The 930-nt window shown below is 68.1% G+C and carries 1 protein-coding gene; it reads left to right on the top strand.

Going from position 1 to position 930, the window contains the following annotated elements; genetic code table 11:
• Nucleotides 1-33: 33 nt before the first annotated feature.
• Nucleotides 34-930: PHB depolymerase family esterase (locus tag ABGB17_RS38800; RefSeq protein WP_347639396.1), on the top strand; the 897-nt coding region annotated here is incomplete at its 3' end.

Consider the following 930-nt stretch of genomic DNA (forward strand, 5'->3'; position numbering starts at 1 on the left):
CGAACGATCGCAGCGCTGGCTGGAGCCTGCGCCGTGCTGTTGTCGGCTGTCGCGGCCCTGGTGTTCACGCACCCGGCCGCCGCGGCCACGCTGACCGAGGTGACCAACTTCGGCTCCAACCCCGGCAACCTGCGCATGCACATCTACGTGCCCGACAACAGACCTGCCAACCCCGCGGTGGTGCTGGCCATGCACCCGTGCGGCGGCTCCGGGCCGGGCTTCTACTCCTCCAGCGAGTTCGCCTCACTGGCCGACCGGTACGGCTTCATCGTGATCTACCCCTCGGCGTCGAAGAAAGCCAACTGCTTCGACAACTGGTCAGAAGCCTCCAAGGTACGCGGCGGCCAGACCGACCCCGTGTCACTCATGTCCATGATCACCTACGCCATCCAGCAACGCGGCGGCGACGCCGGCCGCGTCTACGCCACCGGCAGCTCCTCCGGCGCCATGATGACCAACGCCATGCTCGCCCTGTACCCCGAAGTCTTCAAAGCCGGCGCCGCCTTCATGGGCGTCCCCTTCACCTGCTTCCCCAACGAAGCCGCCTACCAGCCCGGCGGCAACGCCGCCCCTTGCGTCAACATCAGCGCGCAGACCTGGGGCGACCGGGTACGCAACGCCGGCCACAACCACCGCGGCCCCTGGCCCCGCATGCAACTGTGGCACGGCACCAACGACAACGTCGTCGCCTACTCCGAACTCGAAGAAGAAATCAAGCAGTGGACCAACGTCCACGGCCTGAGCCAGACCCCCACCAGCACCGACACCCCCCAGACCAACTGGAACCGCCGCCGCTACGCCGACACCACCGGAACCGTCCGCGTCGAGGCCTACAGCATCCAAGGCGCCGGCCACTCCCTCCCCTCCAGCGGCATGGGCCTGCGCGCCATCGAATTCTTCGGCCTCACCGGCGCCAACCCCACCCCCACC

Origin of the sequence: Sphaerisporangium sp. B11E5 (genome assembly GCF_039871875.1) — a bacterium.
Classification (GTDB): Bacteria; Actinomycetota; Actinomycetes; order Streptosporangiales; family Streptosporangiaceae; genus Sphaerisporangium.